The 18,277-nt window shown below is 66.4% G+C and carries 17 protein-coding genes; 5 read left to right on the forward strand and 12 right to left on the reverse strand.

The window, feature by feature from the left end:
• Both ASE59_RS20640 and ASE59_RS09185 read left to right on the forward strand, forming a co-directional pair.
• The coding region (locus tag ASE59_RS20640; RefSeq protein ID WP_414899168.1) for an FAD/NAD(P)-binding protein at positions 1-574 on the forward strand (574 nt) is incomplete at its 5' end.
• Between the two features lie 58 nt (positions 575-632).
• Complete coding sequence (locus tag ASE59_RS09185) at positions 633-1,937, forward strand: dicarboxylate/amino acid:cation symporter (protein ID WP_056455347.1); 1,305 nt, start codon at positions 633-635, stop codon at positions 1,935-1,937.
• A gap of 207 nt (positions 1,938-2,144) precedes the next feature.
• On the opposite strand, the gene ASE59_RS09190 is transcribed toward ASE59_RS09185, so the two are convergent.
• Positions 2,145-2,741: an ankyrin repeat domain-containing protein gene (locus tag ASE59_RS09190; RefSeq protein ID WP_056455349.1), complete on the reverse strand. Its 597-nt coding sequence runs from the start codon at positions 2,739-2,741 to the stop codon at positions 2,145-2,147.
• A 54-nt stretch (positions 2,742-2,795) separates the two neighbouring features.
• Between ASE59_RS09190 and ASE59_RS09195 the strand changes: the two genes are divergently transcribed.
• Genes ASE59_RS09195 through ASE59_RS09205 form a run of 3 tightly spaced genes read left to right on the forward strand, consistent with a single transcriptional unit; the run spans position 2,796 to position 4,710 of the window.
• Positions 2,796-3,404 carry an SCO family protein gene (locus ASE59_RS09195; RefSeq protein WP_056455494.1) on the forward strand — a complete coding sequence of 203 codons (609 nt, stop codon included), beginning with the start codon at positions 2,796-2,798 and terminating at the stop codon, positions 3,402-3,404.
• Positions 3,401-3,835, forward strand: a complete 435-nt coding sequence (locus ASE59_RS09200; RefSeq protein ID WP_414899169.1) for a YcgN family cysteine cluster protein — start codon at positions 3,401-3,403, stop codon at positions 3,833-3,835. The genes ASE59_RS09195 and ASE59_RS09200 overlap by 4 nt, the downstream gene beginning before the upstream one ends.
• Positions 3,832-4,710 carry a M48 family metallopeptidase gene (locus ASE59_RS09205; RefSeq protein ID WP_235515707.1) on the forward strand — a complete coding sequence of 293 codons (879 nt, stop codon included), beginning with the start codon at positions 3,832-3,834 and terminating at the stop codon, positions 4,708-4,710. The genes ASE59_RS09200 and ASE59_RS09205 overlap by 4 nt, the downstream gene beginning before the upstream one ends.
• On the opposite strand, the gene ASE59_RS09210 is transcribed toward ASE59_RS09205, so the two are convergent.
• The 11 genes from ASE59_RS09210 to rimP form a co-directional block, all read right to left on the reverse strand.
• On the reverse strand, positions 4,677-6,830 hold the full coding sequence (locus ASE59_RS09210; RefSeq protein WP_082458193.1) for a PBP1A family penicillin-binding protein: 2,154 nt from the start codon (positions 6,828-6,830) through the stop codon (positions 4,677-4,679). The two genes, ASE59_RS09205 and ASE59_RS09210, sit on opposite strands and share 34 nt — an antisense overlap.
• Positions 6,831-6,967: 137 nt before the next feature.
• A complete protein-coding gene (gene pnp, locus ASE59_RS09215) occupies positions 6,968-9,298 on the reverse strand; it encodes a polyribonucleotide nucleotidyltransferase (RefSeq protein ID WP_056455355.1) in 2,331 nt (776 codons plus the stop codon).
• A gap of 230 nt (positions 9,299-9,528) precedes the next feature.
• Complete coding sequence (gene rpsO, locus ASE59_RS09220) at positions 9,529-9,798, reverse strand: 30S ribosomal protein S15 (protein ID WP_056455357.1); 270 nt, start codon at positions 9,796-9,798, stop codon at positions 9,529-9,531.
• Between the two features lie 11 nt (positions 9,799-9,809).
• Positions 9,810-10,811, reverse strand: coding sequence for a tRNA pseudouridine(55) synthase TruB (gene truB, locus ASE59_RS09225; RefSeq protein ID WP_056455358.1), 1,002 nt, complete (start codon positions 10,809-10,811; stop codon positions 9,810-9,812).
• Positions 10,811-11,374 carry a thymidine kinase gene (locus ASE59_RS09230; protein ID WP_056455360.1) on the reverse strand — a complete coding sequence of 188 codons (564 nt, stop codon included), beginning with the start codon at positions 11,372-11,374 and terminating at the stop codon, positions 10,811-10,813. The genes truB and ASE59_RS09230 overlap by 1 nt, the downstream gene beginning before the upstream one ends.
• Positions 11,375-11,782 carry a 30S ribosome-binding factor RbfA gene (gene rbfA, locus ASE59_RS09235; protein ID WP_056455361.1) on the reverse strand — a complete coding sequence of 136 codons (408 nt, stop codon included), beginning with the start codon at positions 11,780-11,782 and terminating at the stop codon, positions 11,375-11,377.
• A gap of 3 nt (positions 11,783-11,785) precedes the next feature.
• Complete coding sequence (locus ASE59_RS09240) at positions 11,786-12,391, reverse strand: hypothetical protein (RefSeq protein ID WP_056455363.1); 606 nt, start codon at positions 12,389-12,391, stop codon at positions 11,786-11,788.
• On the reverse strand, positions 12,388-15,249 hold the full coding sequence (gene infB / locus ASE59_RS09245) for a translation initiation factor IF-2 (protein WP_056455365.1): 2,862 nt from the start codon (positions 15,247-15,249) through the stop codon (positions 12,388-12,390). The genes ASE59_RS09240 and infB overlap by 4 nt, the downstream gene beginning before the upstream one ends.
• 4 nt (positions 15,250-15,253) lie before the next feature.
• Positions 15,254-15,979 carry a DUF448 domain-containing protein gene (locus tag ASE59_RS09250; RefSeq protein ID WP_056455498.1) on the reverse strand — a complete coding sequence of 242 codons (726 nt, stop codon included), beginning with the start codon at positions 15,977-15,979 and terminating at the stop codon, positions 15,254-15,256.
• Positions 15,980-15,989: 10 nt separating this feature from the next.
• Positions 15,990-17,612: a transcription termination factor NusA gene (nusA, locus tag ASE59_RS09255; protein WP_056455367.1), complete on the reverse strand. Its 1,623-nt coding sequence runs from the start codon at positions 17,610-17,612 to the stop codon at positions 15,990-15,992.
• Position 17,613: 1 nt separating this feature from the next.
• Positions 17,614-18,174, reverse strand: coding sequence for a ribosome maturation protein RimP (gene rimP / locus ASE59_RS09260; protein ID WP_056455369.1), 561 nt, complete (start codon positions 18,172-18,174; stop codon positions 17,614-17,616).
• Between the last annotated feature and the right edge of the window lie 103 nt (positions 18,175-18,277).

Consider the following 18,277-nt stretch of genomic DNA (forward strand, 5'->3'; position numbering starts at 1 on the left):
CGCGGTCGACGAATTGCGCCCCTTCACTCAAGGCATTTGGGCGGCGGCGGACGGCGAAGAACGCCGCCGGTTCCTACGGCATTTGCGGCCGTGGTGGGATATCCATCGCCACCGGCTGGCCCCCGCCGTCGCCGACCGGATCGCCGCGCTGGTCGACAGCGGCCGGCTGACCGTGCTGCCGGGCAAGACCTGCGACGCCGCCCCGGCCGAAGGTGGCATCGACGTGCGCTGGCGACCGCGCGGCAGCGATGCGGTGCAGACGCTGCACGTCACCCGGATCATCGCCTGCACCGGACCGCAAGGCGATCTGGCGCGGACCGACGAGCCGCTGCTCGCCCATCTCCATGCCACCGGCCGCATCCGGCCCGATCCCGAGCATCTCGGCATCGAGGTCGACCAGGCGGGCCGGGTGTTGCGTGCCGACGGCGCCGGCGACGATGCGCTGTTCGCGATCGGCCCAATGACGCGCGGTGCGTTCTGGGAGATCGTTGCCGTGCCGGACCTGCGGCGACAGGTGTGGGATGTCGCCCGCTATCTGTCGAACGCGCATTGGGTAGGCGGTGAGGGACTGTAACGGCGCGTTGCAGCAAGGCTAGTTTTGCTTCGTTGTCGCGACCGTCCGCCGCGACGACATGGGGTTGATGCAGATTACCAGAGTTTGGCCGTCGTTCGGCGTACAGGTCGCGATAGGTATGGCGGTCGGGGTCGGCCTCGGTTTCGTCGCGGCGGAGGCGGGTGGGGCGGATGGCGCGATCGGTACGACGCTGCACACGGTCGGACAGATTTTCGTGCAATTGCTCAAGGTGCTGGTCCCGGCGCTGGTGTTCACCGCCATCGTCGGATCGATCGCGGCGCTGCGCGACCTGCCCAATGCCGCGCGGCTGGTCGGGCAGACGCTGTTGTGGTTCGCGATCACCGCGCTGATCGCCGTGTCGATCGGCATCGTGCTGGCATCGGTGATCCAGCCGGGCCTGCACAGTAGCGCTCCGGTCGCCACCGCCGCCGCGCCGACGACGGTCGGGTCGTGGCTCGATTTCCTGAAAGGGCTGGTACCGGCCAATCTGCTCGGCCTGACCGCGACGACCAAGGTCGCCGACGGTGCGGCGACCACCGCGCTCGGCTTCAACGTGCTGCAGATCATCGTCGTCGCCATCGCAGTCGGCGCCGCCGCCGTCCGGGTCGGGGCGGCGGGCGAGCCGTTCCTCGCCTTCAACACCTCGGCGCTGATGATCCTGCGCCGGCTGCTGCGCTGGGTGATCGCGCTGACCCCGATCGGGTCGGCGGCGCTGATCGGCGATGCGATCGTCCGCTATGGCTGGAGCACGCTGTCGTCGCTCGGCGCGTTCGCAGGCACCGTCTATCTCGGCCTCGGTCTTGTGCTGCTGGTCGTCTACCCGCTGTTGCTGGCGGTGCATCGCATCGATCCGCTGTGGTTCTTCCGCCGGGCATGGCCCGCGATCCAGCTGGGCTTCGTTACCCGCTCGTCGGTTGGTACGCTGCCGGTGACCCAGGAGCTGACCGAGCGCGCGCTGGGCGTGCCGAGCGCGTACACCGCGTTCGCCGTGCCGCTGGGGTCGACGACCAAGATGGACGGATGCGCCGCCATCTATCCGGCGGTCGCAGCGATCTTTGTCGCCCAATTCTTCGGGCTGACGCTACACGCCGCCGACTATGCGCTGATCGTGATGGTATCGGTGCTGGGATCGGCGGCGACCGCCGGGCTGACCGGCGCGACGGTGATGCTGACGTTGACGCTGACCACGCTAGGCCTGCCGTTGGAGGGCGCAGGGTTGTTGCTGGCGATCGACCCGATCCTCGACATGGGCCGCACCGCCGTCAACGTCGCCGGGCAGATGCTGGTCCCGACGATCGTCGCCAAGCGCGAGGGGTTGCTGGCCGAACGGTCCGCCCCGGCCGAGGTCGCGCTGGCGGGTTGAGCGGAGCTGTTCATCTACCTGTGTGGAATCGGACGCTCAGGATGGATCGACATTCAGCCGGCGGCGCGAATACTTGCTCTCGTCCCTGACTAGGAAGACGATGGGTAGGTTTGGGGCTGGCATAACGCTCCCTCGCGTGCCGACCCACCCCCGACCCCTCCCTTTTCAGGGAGGGGAGAAGTCGAACCGTCTATGATTGGCGATGACCTACAGCCGCGGGCCGGCGACCGGCGCCTTTTCCCCGGCGGCGGGCTTGTCCTCGATCGTCTTGAGCAGCACCGGGGTGCGCGTATCGCGCTTGGCATAGTCGCGTGCCGACATGCCGGCGAGGACGTCGGGCTGATCGGGATTGGCGCCGGCGGCGATCAGCGTGCGGACCATGTCGATGTTGCGCAATTGCACCGCGCGGATCAGCGGGGTCTCGCCGCTGCTGTTGCCGAGGTTCAGGTTCGCCTTGCGCGCGGTCAGCGCGTTGATCGCCTCGACCGATCCCGCCTCGACCGCCAGCAAGGCGGGGGTGTTGCCGCGATTGTCCTGGATATTGGGGTTGGCCCCCTTGGCGAGCAGGAAGCGGAGATAGGTCAGGTTGCCGTTCTTCGCGACGATGTGCAGCGCGCTTTCGCCGGTCGAACGGTCCTTGGTATTGATGATCGTCTGGCCGGGTTGGCCGAGGATGTCGTTGACCTTGTTCCCGTCCTCGTCGCGGATCGCCTTCAGGAAGATATAGCCCGGCGACATCTGCTGGGCCTGCGCGGCGGCGGGCAGCATCAGCGCGGCGACGAGGATGAGGCGGATGGCGGGCATGGAACAGGCTCCGAAAGGACGTTACGCGGCTTGCAAGGCGTCGCCTATCAGATCATGGCTGGCAACACCATGAACAGCATCGTCCGCATCCTCGCGCCAGCGCTCGCGCTGGCCCTTGCCGCCTGTGGCGGGCAGGCCGAATCGCCGGGCACTCCGCCCCTGGCAGGAGCGCGCATCGGCGGGCCGTTCGTCCTGACCGATTCGGCGGGCAAGGTCGTGCGCGATACCGACTTCGCCGGCAAATGGCGGATCATGTATTTCGGCTATACCTATTGCCCCGATGTGTGCCCGGTCGATGTCCAGAATATCGCCGCCGGCGTGAAGGCGTTCGAGGAAGAATCGCCCGAACTGGGCGCGAAGGTCGTGCCGATCTTCGTCACCGTCGATCCTGAACGCGATACGCCGGCAGTGGTCGGCAAGTTCGTTTCCGCCTTCCACCCGCGCATGGTCGGGCTGACCGGCAGCGCGCAGGCGATCGCCGATGCCGCGCGTGCGTACGGCGTCACCTATGCCAAGTCACAGCCGCCCGGCGCCACCGAATATCTGATGGACCATAGCCGCACCGCGATCCTGATGGACCCGCAGGGCCGCCCGGTCGCGCTGCTGCCGCAGGACGAAGGCGGTCCGGCGGTCGCGGCCGAACTGAAAAAGTGGGTCCGGTGAGCGGCCGTTTCTGGGAAGATTTGCCGCTCGCCGCGCTCGACCGGGCGCAGTGGGAGGCGCTGTGCGACGGCTGCGGCAAATGCTGCCTGCACAAGCTGGAGGATGAGGATACCGGCGAAATCCATGCGACCAATGTCGCGTGCAAGCTGCTCGACCGGCGCATGGGCCAGTGCAGCGACTATCGCCACCGCCACGCCTATGTTCCCGAATGCGTGCGACTGAACGCCCGCAACGTCGCCGAAATCGAATGGCTGCCGTCCACCTGCGCCTATCGGTTGCGGGACGAGGGCAAGAAGCTGCCCGACTGGCATTATCTGAACAGCGGCGACCGGGAGAGCGTCCATGCCGCCGGCCAGTCGACACGCGGCTGGACCGTGTCCGAAAACGACGTCGGCGATCTCGAGCATCACCTGACCGACCGGACGCTGTGATCGACGGCGTCGAGGTTGTCCGTCATCCGCGCGCACGCGTCGCGCGGCTGTCTGTCGATCCGGCGACCGGGCGGGTACGGCTGACCGTGCCGAAGCGGATGGCACTGGCGAAGGCCGTGGCATGGGCGGGCGAGAAGGCCGACTGGATCGCGGCACAGCGGGCGAAGTTGCCGCAGGGGCGGCCGTTCGTGGATGGGGCGGTGCTGGCGGTTGCGGATCGGATGGTGCGGCTTGTGTGGCGGGAGGGTGCGTCGCGGGCAGTTGCGCTCTCGACCGATCGTCATCCCGCCGCAGACCGGGGTCCATGGTCACGAGATGACGTGAACCCAGCGAACTCACCTGCACCATTATCGTCACCCCGGCGTAGGCTGGGATCTTCCGCAGCGAGGAGCGACGCTTCATTACCAGAAGACCCCAGCCTGCGCTGGGGTGACGTACGCGGCGAGAGGGGTGGGGATATGGATAGAAACGCCATCCTCACCTGCGGCGGGCCGATCGACCAGTTCCCCACCCGCATCGAACGCTGGCTCAAGCGCGAGGCGCTACGTGTGCTTGCCGAAGACACCGCGCACTATGCCGCCAAGGCCGGCGTGACCGTCGCGCAGGTCGCGATCGGCGATCCCAAGGCACGCTGGGGCAGTTGCAGTTCGAGTGGCACGATCCGCTATAGCTGGCGGCTGTTGCTCGCCCCCACCCATGTCCGCCGCGCGACCGTCGCGCATGAGGTGGCGCACCGCGTCCATATGCATCACGGCCCCGCCTTTCACGCGCTGGTCGCCGAGTTGTTCGAGGGCGATCCGGACGCCGCCCGCCACTGGTTGCGGGCGGAAGGGGCGGCGCTTCACTGGTTCGGGCGGGTATCCTCTTCCGTATAGCCCGGCGGCGGCACGGGCTGGCGGCGATCGGGTGCGGGGCGGCGTTGCGCCGGCACCGGCTGTTCGGGCCGCTGCTGCCCCCGGCCGAGCGCGCGGTCGATCCAATCCTGATCGAGCTGTTCGTCGGGTACGCGCGGCTGTGCCGGTGCGTCGTCGCCCTGATCGACATCGCCCTGATCGTCGCCGGTGCGCGGCTGTTCGATCGGGTTGCCGTCGGGATCGACATAGACCCGGTCGTCGGGCGCGCCGTAATAGCTCTCCGCGTCCGGCTCCTCCTGCCATTCGGGCAGCGTCACCTTGGTATTGAACTCCTCGACCGGGCGATTGGCCACCGCCTGCCGCATGAACGCGGCGAAGGCCCGAGCCGGCGCGGTGCCGCCTTGTAGCCCCGCGACCGCCTTTGCATCGTCGCGGCCCATCCACACGCCGGTGGTGATGCCCGACGAAAAGCCCATGAACCAGCCGTCCTTGTACGACGTGGTCGTGCCGGTCTTGCCCGCCACCGGCCGGCCGATCTGTGCGGCGCGACCGGTGCCGGTATTGACCGCGGTCTGGAGCAGGTCGGTCATCTGCTGCGCGACATAGGGCGCGACCAGTACGCGGGAACTGTCGACCTGATGCTGGTAGATGACCGATCCGTTGGCGGTGACGCGGGTGATGCCATAGGGGACGACCGCTGTCCCGCCGCTCGCGACCGAGGCATAGGCGCGGGTCAGGTCGATCAGGCGGACGTCCGACGTGCCGAGCACCATCGCCGGCTTGGTATTGATCGGGGTGGTGATGCCGAAGCGGCGCGCCATGTCGGCGACGGTCGCAAAGCCGACCTCCTGTCCCAGCCGCGCCGAGACGGTGTTGAGCGAATAGGCGAAGGCGGTGCGCAGCGACACCTGCCCGCTATAGCGGCGCGACGCGTTGCGCGGGGTCCAGCCGTCGATGGTGATCGGCGTGTCGTTGACCTGGCTGTCGGGGTTCATGCCCGCCTCCAGCGCGGCGAGATACACGAACAGCTTCCATGCCGACCCCGGCTGACGCGTCGCCTGCGTCGCGCGGTTGTATATCGACGACACATAATCCTTGCCGCCAACCAGCGCCCGCACCGCCCCGTCGCGGTCGAGCGCGACCAGCGCGCCTTGCACGCCGGCGGGCGCATTGGCGCGGATCGCGGTATCGGCGCTCTGCTGCATCGACGGATCGAGCGTGGTCCATACGTCGAGCGGCGCTTCGGTCTCGTCGATCAGCGTTTCGAGCTGCGGCAGGGCCCAGTCGGTGAAGTAGCGCACGCTGTTCTGCTGCGGTTCGGGGGCGAGCTTGATCGCCTGCGGATCGGCGTCCATCGCCTGCGCCGCGGTGATCGCGCCGGTTTCCTGCATCAGCTTCAGCACAACGCCGGCCCGTCCGACCGCCGCCTCGGCATCGGCGGTGGGCGAATAGCGTGACGGCGCCTTGACCAGGCCGGCGATTACTGCCGCCTCGGACAGCGATAAATTGGTGCCGGGATGGTTGAAGAAGCGCCGCGACGCCGCGTCGATGCCGTAGGCGCCGCCGCCGAAATAAACCTTGTTCAGGTACAGCTCGAGGATCTGATTCTTGGTGAACTTGCGCTCCAGCGCGAGGGCCAGGATGATCTCGCGGAACTTGCGCCCGACCGTATAGCTGTTCGACAGGAAGATGGTGCGCGCGACCTGCTGCGTGATCGTCGACGCGCCCTGCAACCGCCGGCCGGTACCGCGATTGTCGATCGCGAATTTGGTGATCCGTGCCAGCGCCACCGGATCGACGCCCCAATGCGACCGGAAGCGGCGATCCTCGACCGCGACCATCGCCTCGCGCATCGGCGCCGGAATCTGCGAATAGGGAATCCACTCGCCATAGCTAGGCCCGAGCGACACGAGGATCGACCCATCGGCGGCGCGCACCCGAATCATCTGTCCATTGGGCGAGGATTTCAGCTGGCTGAAGCTCGGGATGTTCGACCTGGCATTATAGACCGCGACGACCAGCGCGATCGCCGCCATCAGCGCGAGGCCGAACCCGATCCCAAGCGTCCAGCGCAGGATGCGCCGCCAGCGGGAGGGAGCGGCGGCGGGCCGCTTCTGCGGACGTTGGGAAGAGCGTGCCATGGAGATGCGCCGGATACCGCTTCCGGGCGGGGGGGCACAAGCCCCGTGCGGCGATGCGCGCCGGACTTGCCGCGTTCCGCACAATGAAGAAGGGCCCGCGTCGCCGCGAGCCCTTCTTCAAACCGACCGGCGAACGATCAGTTATCGGTGATGAACGACGGCAGGCCGTTGCCGCCTTCGTTACCCTCTTCGCGACGCGGACGATCGCCACGGTCGCGGCGGGGGCCACGGTCGCCGCCGTCGCGGCGGGGGCCGCGATCGCCGCCTTCGCCGCGGGGACCACGATCACCGCCGTCACGACGGGGTCCACGCGGGCCACGGTCGCCGCCTTCGCGCGGTTCGCGTGCCGGGCGGGTGTCTTCCAGCTCAGCGCCGGTTTCCTGATCGACGACGCGCATCGACAGGCGAACCTTGCCGCGCGGATCGACTTCGAGGACCTTGACCTTCACTTCCTGCCCTTCGGACAGGACGTCGGCGACCTTCTCGACCCGCTCGTTGCGGATTTCGCTGACGTGGACTAGGCCGTCCTTGCCGCCCATGAAGTTCACGAACGCGCCGAAATCAACGAGGTTGACGACCTTGCCGTTGTAGATCTTGCCGACCTCCGCCTCTTCGACCAGGCCCTTGATCCAGTTGACGGCGGCTTCGATCTGGGCCGGATCGGACGACGACACCTTGATGACGCCCTCGTCGTCGATGTCGACCTTCGCGCCGGTGGTGGCGACGATCTCGCGGATCACCTTGCCGCCGGTGCCGATCACTTCGCGGATCTTCGACTTGTCGATCGAGAAGGTTTCGATGCGCGGCGCGTGGGCCGACAGCTCGGTGCGGGTTTCGCCCAGCGCCTTCGCCATTTCGCCGAGGATGTGGGCGCGGCCTTCATTGGCCTGCGCCAGCGCGACCTTCATGATCTCTTCGGTGATGCCGGCGATCTTGATGTCCATCTGGAGCGAGGTGATGCCGGCGCTGGTGCCCGCCACCTTGAAATCCATGTCGCCGAGGTGATCCTCGTCGCCGAGGATGTCGCTGATGACCGCATAATCCTTGCCTTCGAGGATCAGGCCCATGGCGATACCCGACACCGGACGCTTGAGCGGAACGCCCGCGTCCATCATCGACAGCGACCCGCCGCACACCGTCGCCATCGACGACGAGCCGTTCGACTCGGTGATGTCCGACAGGACGCGGATCGTGTAGGGGAATTCCTCCTTCGACGGCAGCACCGGGTTCAGCGCACGCCATGCCAGCTTGCCGTGACCGACTTCGCGGCGGCCCGGCGCACCGAAGCGGCCGACTTCACCGACCGAATAGGGCGGGAAGTTATAGTGCAGCATGAAGCGTTCATAATGCAGGCCGTTCAGGCCGTCGATCATCTGCTCGGCGTCCTTGGTGCCGAGCGTGGTGGTGCAGATCGCCTGCGTCTCGCCGCGGGTGAACAGCGCCGAGCCGTGGGCACGCGGTAGGAAATGGACCATCGCCTCGATCGGGCGGACCGTCTTCGTGTCGCGACCGTCGATGCGGCGGCCGTCCTTCAGGATGGCGGTGCGGACGATCTCGGCTTCCAGCTTCTTCACGAGCTTGAGCGTGCCGAGATACTGCGCCGGATCGCTTTCCTTGAGGTCGGCGAACGCCTCGCGCGCCTTCGTACGGGCGTCGTTGATCGCGTTCTGGCGCGCCTGCTTGTCGGTGAGCTTATAGGCCGCGGTCAGGTCCTTGCCGATCAGCGACTTCAGCTTCTTCTTCGCGGCCGACTGGTCGGCGACCGGGGCCAGTTCCCACGGGTCCTTGGCAGCCTGTTCGGCGAGGTCGATGATGCAGTCGACGATCTTCTTCGACGCGTCGTGCGCGAACACGACGGCGCCGAGCATGACCTCTTCCGACAGCTCCTTGGCTTCGGATTCGACCATCATCACCGCATCGCCGGTGGCGGCGACGACCAGGTCGAGATCGCCTTCCTTCACCTGATCCAGCGTCGGGTTCAGGACGTACGCGCCATCGACATAGCCGACGCGCGCCGCGCCGATCGGGCCCATGAACGGCACGCCCGAAATGGTTAGCGCCGCCGATGCCGCGATCATCGCCAGGATGTCGGGCTCGTTCTCGCCGTCATAGCTCAGCACCTGGGCAATGACGTTGATTTCGTTGTAGAAGCCTTCGGGGAACAGCGGGCGGATCGGGCGATCGATCAGGCGGCTGACCAGCGTTTCCTTCTCGGTCGCACCGCGTTCGCGCTTGAAGAAGCCGCCGGGGATGCGACCCGCGGCCGAATACTTCTCCTGGTAGTGCACGGTCAGCGGGAAGAAGTCCTGTCCTTCCTTGACCGAGCGTGCGGCGGTGACCGCGCACAGCACCACGGTTTCGCCCAGCGTCGCGATGACCGCGCCGTCGGCCTGACGGGCTACGCGGCCCGTTTCGAGGGTCAGCGTCTTGCCGCCCAGGTCCATGGTGCTTTTCTTGATATCGAACATGTCGTTTCCTTTACACCGGCGGCCCTATGCGCGCCGGGGCAGCTTGGATGGATGTCCATCCCGAGTGTCGGACCGTTTCGGCCCGGTGTCCCATGTCGCCGGATTGCGACGGGACGGCTTGGCCGGAGATCCGGTCGCAAAGCCTATACCCCGTTTTGCGGGGAATTTCGTGGGCGGAGTTGGCCGCCCCACATGGAAAAAGGGCGGCCCGTCGGACCGCCCTTTCTTCGTTACTTCCGAAGGCCGAGCTTCGCGATCAGCGCGCTGTAGCGCTCCGCGTCCTTCTTCTTCAGATAGTCGAGCAGCGAACGCCGCTTGTTGACCAGCATGAGCAGACCGCGACGCGAATGATTGTCCTTCGCATGGGTCTTGAAATGCTCGGTCAGGTTCTGGATGCGGGTGGTCAGGATCGCGACCTGCACTTCGGGGCTGCCGGTGTCGCCTTCGGCGCGGGCATGTTCCTTGATGAGGGCCTGACGGTTTTCAGCAGTGATCGACATCGTCGTCCTTTCTATTCGAGGTTGAAGCCGCGGACGACACGGGTTTCCCCATCGAGTGTCTCGACCAGCGCCACCGGCACATCGTCCAGTGTCGCGAAGCCCAGACCGTCGTCCGCTGCAAACCCGATCAGTCGAAGCCCCTTGCGGAGCCGCCCTGCCTGATCGGGGTCGAGGGACAGAGCCGGGATGTCGTCCAGCCCCGCCCCCAGTGGCAGGAGCGTTTCTTCAAGCGCGTGGCCCTTACCCAATTCGGCCAGTTTGTCCAGCGAAATGGCGGGTTCGAGGGTGAACGGGCCGGCCTTGGTGCGGCGGAGCATGGTGACATGGCCGAGCGTGCCGAGCGCGAGCGCGATGTCGCGGGCGAGGGAGCGGATGTAGGTGCCCTTGGAGACGAAGGCGGAAAGGGTGATTTCCTCCAGCTCCTCCCCGCTTGCGGGGAGGGGGACCGCCGGCGCGGCCGGGGGTGGAGGGGGGCTTCCAGCAGGGGAGCGTTCGTGGATGCCCCCCTCCACCATGCTGCGCATGGTCCCCCTCCCCGTGCCGGGGAGGATTTGGAGGTCGTAGATCGTTACCTTGCGAGTCGCGAGGACCACCTCTTCGCCTTTGCGCGCCAGATCATAGGCACGCTCTCCATCGATCTTCAGCGCCGAATAGGCCGGCGGCACCTGCTCGATCGGCCCGGTGAAGCGCGGCAACACCGCCTTGATCGCCGCCAGCATCGGCCGCACTGCGGACTCGGCGATTACCTTGCCCTCAAGGTCCAGCGTATCGGTCTGCGCCCCGAAGCGGATGGTGAAGTCGTAGCGCTTCGACGCATCGAGCATCCGCCCGGCGAGCTTCGTCGCCTCACCGATCGCGACCGGCAGCACGCCGGTCGCCAGCGGATCGAGCGTCCCGCCATGGCCGACCTTGTGCTTGCCATAGCCGCCTTCGCGCAGCGCGCGCTTGACCGCCGAGACGATCTGCGTCGATCCGGGGCCGAGCGGCTTGTCGATGATGATCCAGCCATGCATCAGCGCATCGCCTCGCAGAAATGACGCCGGCACAGCGCGACATAGCGGTCGTTACCGCCGATCTCGGTCTGCTGCCCGTCGCGTACCGCATTACCGTCGGCATCGACGCGCAGGTTCATCGTCGCCTTGCGCCCGCAGGTGCAGACCGATTTCAGCTCGATCAGCGCATCGGCGATCGCCAGCAGCCGCGCCGAGCCCGGAAACAGGTGCCCGAGGAAATCGGTGCGCAGGCCATATGCCAGCACCGGCACGTTCAGTTCGTCGGCGATGCGGGCGAGCTGATCGACCTGTCCGGTGGTCAGAAACTGCGCCTCGTCGACCAGCACGCAACCGACCGGGTCGGCGGCGATGCAGGCGTACAGGTCGCTGCCCTCATCGAACGGGATCGCCGGTGCCGACAAACCGATGCGCGAACCGATCACGCCCATGCCCTCGCGCGTGTCGATGGCGGCGGTGAACAGTTTCGTGGTCAGCCCGCGCTCGCGATAGTTGAAATCGGCCTGGAGCAGCGTCGTCGATTTGCCTGCGTTCATCGACGCATAATAGAAATAGAGCTTGGCCACTCAGTCCTCGGCCGTGTCGTTGTCCGGTTCGAGGTCGCGCGCGACCTTGGGATCGCGCAGCAACTGGTCGATGCGGCTGCCTTCGTCGAAACTCTCGTCGATCAGGAATTTGAGCTTCGCGGCGTATTTCAGGTTCACTCGCTTGGCGACCTCCGACTGGAGATAGGCGGTGTTGGTGCGCAGCGCTTTCAGCACCACCTCCTCGTCCTTGCCGAGGAACGGCTTCACGAACACCGTCGCGTGGCGCAGATCGGGGGACATGCGGACTTCGGTGACCGATACGAAATGACTGGCCAGCACGTCGTCATGCACGTCGCCGCGCGCGAGGACATCCGACAGGACGTGGCGGACCTGTTCGCCGACGCGGAGCAGGCGGACGGAGCGGGTTTCTTGGGTAGAGTCTGACATGGCCTAACCGAATTGACAGTGGAACCAGTGGCTGTCGAGTCGCTGGCACCAGATGGTGTTGCCGCGGAACACCCGCGCGATGTCGGTGGCGACCGGTCCGCCGTTCCAGCCGTGCGCGGCGGCCATGCGGTCGGTCGGGTCATGGACGATGGCGGCCCAGCTTCCGGTCTTTGCGTTCACGGTCCGGAAGGAGACGCGTGAACCCGACCGTTCGATGCCAGCGACACCGGTTGGCACCGGACCGCCGGTCAACGCCTGATCGAACGCGTTATGCTCCGATCGCAACAGCCACCACGACGGTACGACGTGCGACAAATAGAGCGCATGGCTGGCGAGAAAGGCGGCGAAGGGCAGAGCGATGACCGGCAGGAAGGCTGGCAGGAGCGCCGGCATTCCTGCCGCACGCCACCGCCAAGTCCGCAGCATTCCGTCGACGAACAGGCCCAGCCAGCTTAGCGCCAGCAGCACCACGACGATCAGCATCGCCCAGCCCGACAGCAGGTTGGCGACGAACAACGCCGCCGCCCCGCCGATCACCCAAGCGACGCACAAGCGCAGCCGGGGGCGGAGGGTGGCGGCAAGGGTCGCCCCCTGCCGCCCGTCAATCACAGCGTGCGATCGCGCAGTTCGACTTCGTAGGTTTCGAGGAAGTCGCCCGCCTTGATGTCGGTGAAGTTCTGCGTGAACGTGACACCGCATTCCAGACCCGCGCGCACTTCGGCGACATCGTCCTTGAAGCGACGCAGCGACGCTATCTCACCTTGATAGATGATGACGTCGTTGCGCGTGATGCGCGCCTTGAGCGCCTTGCGGATGACACCTTCGACCACCAACAGACCTGCGGCCCGACCATGCTTGCCTGCCGAGAAAACCTCGCGGATCTCGGCACGGCCGACGACCGTTTCGAACGCTTCCGGCCCAAGCGTACCTGCCATGCCCGCACGGATATCGTCGGTCAGCGTGTAGATGACGTCGTAATATTTCAACGCTACCTTGTTCCGCTCGGCGATCTCGCGCGCCTTGGCGTTCGGACGGGTGTTGAAGCCGATGATCGGCGCACCCGATGCCGCGGCCAGCGTCACGTCGCTCTCGGTGATGCCACCGACGCCCGAATGCAGGATGCGCACCCGGATATCGTCGGTCGAGATCTTGTTGAGCGAACCCACGATGGCTTCGACCGACCCTTGGGTATCGGCCTTCACCACCAGCGGATATTCGATCGCCTGCTTCGACTTGAGCGCCGAGAACATGCTTTCGAGGCTCGCCGGCGCCTGGGTGGTGCGCTTCTGGAGCAGCACGCCCTGACGATATTCGGCGACCTCACGGGCACGTGCCTCGCTCTCGACAACCTGCAGCGGATCGCCCGCCATCGGCACGCCCGACAGGCCCAGCACCTCGACCGGGGTCGACGGACCGGCGGTCTTCACCTGACGCCCCTTGTCGTCGATCAGCGCGCGGACCTTGCCGCTTTCCGCACCGACGACGAACACGTCGCCGACCTTCAGCGTACCGCGACGGACCAGCACGGTCGCGACCGGACCACGACCCTTGTCGAGCTTCGCCTCGATCACGCTGGCCTCGGCCGGGCGATCGGGGTTGGCCTGCAGTTCGAGCAGTTCGGCCTGCAACTGGATCTTCTCGATCAGCTGGTCGAGACCGATCTTCTTGAGCGCCGATACTTCGACGTCCTGGGTTTCACCACCCATTTCCTCGACCTGCACGTCATGTTCGAGCAGGCGTTCGCGGATACGCTGCGGGTTCGCCTCGTGCTTGTCGACCTTGTTGATCGCGACGATCATCGGCTTGCCCGCAGCGCGGGTGTGATGGATCGCCTCGATCGTCTGCGGCATCAGCCCGTCATCGGCCGCCACCGCGAGGATGACGATGTCGGTGACGTCGGCACCGCGCGCACGCATCTCGCTGAACGCTTCGTGGCCGGGCGTGTCGAGGAAGGTGATCCGCGACTTGTCCTTCAGCGTCACCTGATAGGCGCCGATATGCTGGGTGATGCCGCCGGCTTCGCCGCGCACCACATCGGTGCCGCGCAGCGCGTCGAGCAGCGACGTCTTGCCGTGATCGACGTGACCCATGATCGTGACGACCGGCGGACGCGGTTGCAGCGCATCGGCCGAATCCTCGGCGGTATCGAGCGCCAGATCGACGTCCGAATCGCTGACGCGCACGATGTTGTGGCCGAATTCGGTAACCAGCAGTTCTGCGGTGTCCTGATCGATCGTCTGCGTCATCGTGACAGGCGAACCCATCTTGAAGAGCGTCTTGACCAGATCGGCACCCTTTTCCGCCATGCGGTTGGCGAGTTCCTGCACGGTGATCGCTTCCGGCACCTGCACGTCGCGAACCTGCTTGACCTGCGGTTCACGCGGGCCGCCAAAACCACGCTTTTCCTTTTCACGCGCACGCTTGAGGGCAGCGAGGCTGCGCGAGCGCGCACCATCGTCGCCAAGCGCGCGGGTAACGGTCAGCTTGCCCGACTGGCGACGATCGTCGCCCTTGCGGTCGCGCGACGGCGCCGGACGTGCCGGTTCGTTGCGACGCGGGGTCGCCTGACCGGTGCCCGACGGGGTCGGACGCGCGGTCTGACCGCCAGCGACGGTGCGGGCAGCCGGAGTCGCAGCAGCCGTGGGCGCAGGCGCGGGGGCCGGCTCGGGCTTGGGCTGCGGCTTCGGGATTTCCGGACGCTGCACCGGGGTGAAGCGACGCGGCGCCGGCCGGTTGGGGTCGGCGGTCAGGATGATCGGCTGCGGTGCCGGAGCAGATGCGGGTGCCGGAGGCGGCGCCGGACGTGCCGGTGCCGGAGCAGGCTTCGCCGCAACCGGCGCAGGCGTCGGTGCGGGCGCAGGCGTTGGCGCCGGGTTTTCGGCAACGGGTTCCGGGGCAGGCGCTGGTGCCGGGGTCGGCGCAGGCACTGCCTCGACCGGTGCGGGCGTCGGCTCGGGAGCCGGCGTCGGCACAGGGGCCGGTTCGGCTACCGGGGCAGGCGCAGGCGTCGGTTCCGGCGCGGGTGTCGGCTCGGCAGCAGCGCGCGCCTTTTCCTCGACACGGACACGCTCGGCCTCGGCGGTTTCGCGCGCGATCCGTTCGTCGCGACGACGATGTTCCTCGGCCGCGTTCATGCGAGCCTCTTCGGCCTCGCGCAGCAGCTTCGCCTGCAGCTCGTGACGTGACAGGCCGGCATTGCTGCTCGCCGCCGGACGCGGGGCAGGAGCCGCCGGCGCGGGGGCCGGACGCTGCTGCGCCGCAGAGGCCGCTTCGGGTGCCGCCTGTTCGACAGGCTGCTGTTCTTCGCCGGGACGGCCAAGCACACGGCGGCGCTTCACCTCCACGACCACCGTGTTGGAGCGGCCATGGCTGAAGCTCTGCTTCACCTTGCCGGTTTCCACGGTGCGCTTGAGGCCGAGCGGCGCGCGGGTGCCCAGCTTCGGCTTGTCGTTGTCGATGTCGCTCATCCGGTTACTCAGGTTCCTGCTTCAATTGGTCGACGCCAATGTGACCGACAACGTCCGTGCCGGAAAATTGCGCCGTCGATGCGCCCTGCGAAGATGTTTCGCAAGCCGCAGGGATAGGTTCGGGTCCGATAAAGTGCAGCCAGCGGGACAGCGCGTCATTGGCTCGCTGTGCCGCCCGTGCGTCGGTCAGGCCGACATGTACCACATTTTCGCGCCCAAGCGCTAATGACAATATGGTGCGTGGGACCGGCAATGCCAATCCCTTGCGCCCGGAACCTTCGTCATCGGTTCCGACACGCCATGCCTGCGCCAGTTTTCCGGCGCCATCGGGGGCGGCGTCGGACGCATGGTACAGGGCGTACAGCTTGCCGCTGCGCGCCGCCTTGTCGATCGCGGTGCCGCCGATCACAACGAAACCCGACTTCGCCTCCAGACCCAGCCGGTCGAGCGCATGACGCCTAAGCGCATCCTCGACCAGTTGCGGCAGATCGGCGGGGATGGTCAGCGCCGCGCCCTTGAACGCACGCGCCAGCGCACCCCGGAATCGCCCCTTGGCGATCGCGGTTTCTAGTTCGGCGCGGGTTACCCCGATCCATGCGCCGCGGCCGGGGGCCTTGGCCCTGACATCGGGAAGTACGTTACCGTCTGGCGATAGTGCGAGTCGGACCAGCCTGTCGCGTGCGTCATGTTCACGCGACAGGATACAAGTTCGCTCGGGGCTGTCGGTCAGCCGTGGCGTGTCATTGTTCGGATTCCGCAACTGCGTCCTCCGAATCTTCGGCCGTCGCATCTTCATCGGCGAACCAATGGGCGCGGGCGGCCATGATGATCTCGTTACCCTGTTCGTCGGTCAGGCCATATTCGGCGAGGATGCCGCCCTTCGGCGCTTCGCGCTTCGGCGCGTCGTCGCCGCGACGGCGGGGTTCGGCCTTCTTCTTTTCGACCAGTTCGTCGGTGGCGAGGTCGGCCAGATCGTCGAGCGTCTTGATGCCCGCCTTGCCCAGCGTGACCAGCATCGCTTCGGTCAGATAGGGCAGTTCGGCCAGTGCGTCCTCGACGCCCAGCGCGCTGCGCTCTTCGCGGGCGGCCTGTTCGCGACGATCGATCGCTTCCTGCGCACGGCTTTGCAGCTCCTGCGCCAGATCCTCGTCAAAGCCTTCGATACCCGCCAGTTCCTCGATCTCGACATAGGCGACTTCTTCCAGTTCGCCAAAGCCTTCGGCGACCAGCAACTGCGCCAGCGTCTCGTCGACGTCGAGTTCCTTCTCGAACATGCCGGAGCGTTCGATGAATTCCTTCTGACGCTTTTCCGACGCATCGGCTTCGGTCAGGATGTCGATCGCCTTGCCGGTCAGCTGGCTGGCGAGGCGGACATTCTGGCCACGACGACCAATGGCAAGCGACAGCTGATCGTCAGGAACGACGACCTCGATCCGGTCCTCTTCCTCGTCGAGCACCACGCGCGCGACATTGGCCGGCTGCAATGCGTTGACGACGAAGGTTGCGGTGTCGGGCGACCACGGGATGATGTCGATCTTTTCGCCCTGCATTTCCTGCACGACGGCCTGCACGCGGCTGCCCTTCATGCCGACGCAGGCGCCGACCGGATCGATCGAGCCGTCATGGCTGATGACGCCGATCTTCGCGCGCGAACCGGGATCGCGGGCCGCAGCCTTGATCTCGATGATGCCGTCGTAGATTTCGGGCACTTCCTGCGCGAACAGCTTCTTCATGAAGTCGGGATGCGCGCGGCTGAGGAAAATCTGCGGGCCACGATTTTCGCGGCGCACGTTCAGGATCAGTGAACGGACGCGGTCGCCGACCCGGACCGCTTCGCGCGGGATCTGCTGGTCGCGGCGGATGACGCCTTCTGCACGGCCGAGATCGACCACGACGTGACCGAACTCGACGCGCTTGACGACGCCGGTGATGATCTCACCCTGACGATCCTTGAATTCCTCGAACTGGCGCTCGCGCTCGGCGTCGCGGACCTTTTGCAGGATGACCTGCTTCGATGCCTGCGCCTGGATGCGACCGAATTCGATCGGGGGCAGCGGATCGACGATATAGTCGCCGATGGCCGCGCCCTTTTGCAGCTTCTGCGCATCCTTCTCGCCGATCTGCTTGAAATGGTCGTCGACCAGCTCGGTAACTTCGAGCACACGCCACAGGCGCAGGTCGCCGGTGTTCGGATCGAGCTTGGCGCGGATGTCGTTTTCCGAGCCGTAACGCGTCTTGGCAGCGCGCTGGATCGCGTCTTCCATCGCCTCGATCACGATGGCCTTGTCGATCATCTTTTCCGATGCGACCGAATTCGCGATCGCGATCAGTTCCGCGCGGTTGGCGGTGACGGCGGTGGCCATGTCAGTTCAGTCCTTCTGCGTCAGCCGGTTCGTCGTCGGCAGGTTCGTCTTCATACTCGTCGGCACCCTCGGTCGACAGCGGTGCCGTCGCCTTCAGCAGCGCATCGGTGATCAGGAGCTTGGCATCGATGATCGCGGCAAAGGGCACGGTCATCGGCTTGTGCTTGCGCACGTCGATCGTGACCTGATCGCCGTCGGTACCCAGCAGGATGCCGGTCAATTGCTTGCGATTGTCGATCGGCGCGTCGAGCGTCACGCGCGCCTCGAACCCCTTCCAGTCGGTATAATCGGCAAGGCGCGTCAGCGGCCGGTCGATGCCGGGCGACGAGACCTCCAGCCGATAGGCTTCCTCGATCGGGTCGTTCTCGTCGAGCAGGTCGGAGATGCGGCGCGACAGTTCGGCGCAGTCGTCGATGGTCAGCTGGCGCGTGTCGGGGCGCTCGGCCATCACCTGCAGCGTCGGGTCCGACTTGCCGCCGATCATCTTCACACGCACGAGGGCGAAGCCCAAGGCCTGCGCCTCCGGTTCGATCAATCGCGTCAGTTCGGCGATATCCGCCATGCCGTCTCCATCAGCTACGCCGCTTCGCTGCCGGTTCCTGTCGGAACCGGCCTCGGCACGTTGACGATGTCGAGGAAGCAACGTCCATATATGTAAAATTGCA

The organism is Sphingomonas sp. Leaf10, assembly GCF_001421245.1.
Lineage (GTDB): Bacteria > Pseudomonadota > Alphaproteobacteria > Sphingomonadales > Sphingomonadaceae > Sphingomonas.